This window comes from Candidatus Thermoplasmatota archaeon, from assembly GCA_034660695.1.
Classification (GTDB): Archaea; Thermoplasmatota; E2; order UBA202; family DSCA01; genus JAYEJS01.
Genome location: JAYEJS010000158.1, coordinates 1 through 3630 on the forward strand (window position 1 = coordinate 1; position 3630 = coordinate 3630).

Annotated in this window: 6 protein-coding genes; all 6 read right to left on the bottom strand. The window is 35.2% G+C overall.

Translation table 11 applies throughout. From position 1 onward, the window contains the following. Positions 1-388: hypothetical protein (locus U9O96_08645; GenBank protein MEA2055151.1), on the bottom strand; the 388-nt coding region annotated here is incomplete at its 3' end. After that, positions 378-785, bottom strand: a complete 408-nt coding sequence (locus U9O96_08650) for a DUF86 domain-containing protein (GenBank protein ID MEA2055152.1) — start codon at positions 783-785, stop codon at positions 378-380. The genes U9O96_08650 and U9O96_08645, both read right to left, overlap by 11 nt. Positions 786-903: 118 nt before the next feature. Next, positions 904-1092, bottom strand: a complete 189-nt coding sequence (locus U9O96_08655; protein ID MEA2055153.1) for a DeoR family transcriptional regulator — start codon at positions 1090-1092, stop codon at positions 904-906. A 203-nt stretch (positions 1093-1295) separates the two neighbouring features. Next, positions 1296-1565 carry a hypothetical protein gene (locus U9O96_08660; GenBank protein ID MEA2055154.1) on the bottom strand — a complete coding sequence of 90 codons (270 nt, stop codon included), beginning with the start codon at positions 1563-1565 and terminating at the stop codon, positions 1296-1298. 23 nt (positions 1566-1588) lie between these two features. Continuing rightward, on the bottom strand, positions 1589-2953 hold the full coding sequence (locus U9O96_08665; GenBank protein ID MEA2055155.1) for a helix-turn-helix domain-containing protein: 1365 nt from the start codon (positions 2951-2953) through the stop codon (positions 1589-1591). Beyond that, on the bottom strand, positions 2950-3630 hold a 681-nt coding region (gene wecB / locus U9O96_08670), incomplete at its 5' end, for a UDP-N-acetylglucosamine 2-epimerase (non-hydrolyzing) (GenBank protein MEA2055156.1). The genes wecB and U9O96_08665, both read right to left, overlap by 4 nt.

Here is a 3630-nt window from a genome sequence, read left to right on the forward strand (position 1 = left end):
TTTCAAGGGAAATATTGAAGTCTAAACATTCTGAATATGTCTGTGCTACTAAATAGTGGTGTAAATCATTTTTTATTAGAGGCAGGCCTTTTCTGAGTACTTTTAGCTTAAAAAAAGGGTCCAAATATTGAAGTTGGACTAAATCCACTGCTATTCCTACCTCTAACTCAAATATGACTCCCAATCTCAATAGTTCCTCAAAATTTAACTGGGGTATAGCATAGATTGCTATATCTATATCTCTGATCCTATCTCTACGAGTAAAACTTCCAAAGACATATGCCGTCTTTATTTTCTTTTCTGTCATTAAAATAGTTTTGAATTTATTAGTTATTCTATCCTTATCGCTTTTGCCAAATCCATAATATACTATTTTGTCATACTCCATATTTCTTCCCAATAATTTTCAGCAATTCTTCAACGCATTTAAAATCCTTTTTAATAGACTCATAGATTTTTAAATCATCGATATTCCAGTATCGATGGACTACGAGGTTCCTAAGTCTAGCAATCTTAATCAATTCTTCCGAGTTGATGAGCCCTTTGTCCTCCAGAAATTTAAAACATTCAGCATACGAGCTAGGCTCATAGCTGAAATCTTCGATTGCTATATGTAAACATATGCTCCCTAAGGCTTCAGCCAAGACGACTATCTGATACCTTATTGCATACCTTTCATCAATGCTCAAATCGTCAAATGGCTTAGATACTATTCTCTTTATCTCATTGATAACCTCATGGATCTCCTTCGATCTATTTTTCAAATAATTAATGTCCAAGCTCATATTCTTCACCTAATAATATCTCAACAATTTTTTTCCTGTTTTTCCATCTCCAAATGAATTTTTCCAGTCATTGTTTCTTTCAAGCATCATTTTTGCATCAAAATGTTCATTTTAATACCTATCTAGAGTCCCTTTTTCCCTTACCAATTTGTTTCACTATCCCCTCTCCTTCCAGCAGTTTCAAATCTCTTGTTGCTGTGATTCTCGAAACATCAAACAGCACCTGATATTCCTTATTTGTTATCCATCCTTCCTTTCTAACGTATGCTACAGCCCTTATCTGCCTTTCGTTCAATTCTATACCCATTTTTGGGCATCTAATGCAAATAATACTTTAAATCTCTTTTTCTTTTACCAACTTTTTTCAGTACACCTATTTTTGTCAAACTCGCTAGATCTGAAGAAGCGGTACGCTTTGAAACATCAAATAACTTTTGCCAAACTCTTTCATTATACCTGGAAGACTTGTTGTTATAACTGGTTTTCCCATTGCCATGTATTCATACATTTTTATTGCAATCCCTTTTCTACCAAGCCGGATAATTCTAGGTACGCTGTCTTCTTTCCTACGTCGTTCAATTCCTGGTATAACCTATTTGTTATAAAACCTTTTTCTAAAACATATTGTAATGCTTTTCTCTGTCTTTCATTTAACTCAACGCCTGTTTTTTCTATCTCGCTTATATCATATTCTGGTCTTGGAATTCCCCATTCCTCACATAACTCTTTAATCATGTAAATACCTGTTCCATATTTTTCTACAAACCCGACATCATACATTAGTTGGCATAAAGTTGGCATAATTAGAGGAATTCATAAAAAGAGCCTCTCTTATCCCCCTTTTTAACTAATATTCTCTTATTAACCAAATCATTTAGATCCTTTCTTAAAGTCTCTCTCGTTAGATCGGGAAATAATTTCCTAAATTCCCTATTTGTAATACTGTTATTTTTCCTAACGTAGTCAACAGCCTTAATTTGTCTCTCATTTAATCCCAAATCTTTATAATACCTATCAGTTAACTTCCCAAAGAATGTTACTACGAAATCTCCCGTTACATGTTTGAATTCTGGTTCTGGAATACCCCATTCTCTACAGTAATCTATCATGTCATTGGTGCCAGTTCCAACCTCTTCTACAAACTTTATCCAGAAAAATTGTCTTGCTATCAAAGGATTTCTGGGAATTGACTTATGAGTTTTCTTTAGGTCTTCTGGTGTTAATGGTTCCGGCAGTTTCCCTGGACTCCAAACTTCCAAAAAATCATCAAAAACTCTAATTTGAATATTCCCTCGTTCTTCATAATTGCGATGACAGATAGCATTGACTATTGCCTCCCTTAAAGCATCCTGAGGATATTGATATTTCTCTTCCCTTTGTGGTTTTCCAGCTAACCAAACAGCCTTTGGGATATGTTCTAAAATGAAGTCAAGGGATTTATCTACCTGATCGATTATATTTCCACTAATAACTCTCATATCGATAAATGGCTTAACAGGTTTGTTTCCCTTGAAACGAATGCATCTGACTTCTGCTTGCAAAAAGAATTTCTGTGGACTCTTTCCAAATAGCAAGATAGACGCATTTGTTAATGCTTTGTCTTTTAAGAGATTCAGCCTCATCAATACTTTATCAACTGAAGCATCTATTGGTATATTCAATTCTCGTTCACGCCTTGCTTCTTTCAGGAACCATTTAATCTTTCCTTCGTTGATATCCTCTGTGCTAGCACCCTTACAAATCTGTTCATCCCAATAAACTTTCCTTCCTTCTAAAGCAATTTTCCTAATTTCATCGCTTGAAACGCGATGATTACTCTTTCCAACTCTTTTGTAAACTCTATCAAAAGCGAAAACTGACTTTGATTTACTTTCCTTTACCTCGACAACAATGACATTCTTACCATCTATGTCTTCAACAGAAATAGAAGGGTAAATTGTCGGATCTGTACTCTGTTTTATCCTATTTGCCAAAGTTTCAATCGTTCTTTCACCAATATCAATCCCAAGAACTTCGCCTTTGTCACTTACTCCTATAAATATCATTCCCCCTTTTGTATTTGAAAATGCAGAAATGCTCTCCATTATTTTATCGGTTTGAGATAAAGATGGTTTGAATTCAACTTTTTCTGATTCCCCCTCTGTGATTAAGTCCTTTATTTCTATCATTCACATTCCCTTTCTAATATCTCCACAATTCTCTCCCCAGCTTTTCCATCTCCAAAAGGATTATCCCACGAATTCTCCACATTCAGCATTTTGTTCGTGCATTCCAATATTCTGTCTGGGTTCGTCCCCGCCAATACATTTGAGCCCACATCCAGCGTCTCCGGCCTTTCTGTATTACCCCTTAAAGTAACGCATGGAATTTTCAGTATACAGGTTTCTTCCTGCACTCCTCCAGAATCGGTCAAAACTAGCTTGGCATTATCTTCCAATTGCAAAAATGAAAGGTAATCAACTGGCTCGATAAACTTAATGCCGTTTGCCTTTAGACCAAAATTATTCACCATTTTTTTGGCTCTTGGATGAATTGGATATATTATTGGCAAATCAAATTCACTGGCAACAGTCTCAAGCCCGTCAAGAATTCCTTTAAAACGGATTTTATCATCAACGTTTTCCTGTCTATGGGCTGTAACCAGAAAATATTTTCTTGGCTCCAAATTAAAATCATTCAATGGATTAACTTTTTTCTTCCCTATCTTCATATTTTGATAAACAGCATCAACGATAGTATTTCCAGTTACAAAAATTTTGTCATCACTTATTCCTTCACTAAGCAAAATTTCTCTTGATTTTTCTGTTGGAGCAAATAAACAGTCAGAGCAATGGTCGGCTAAGAT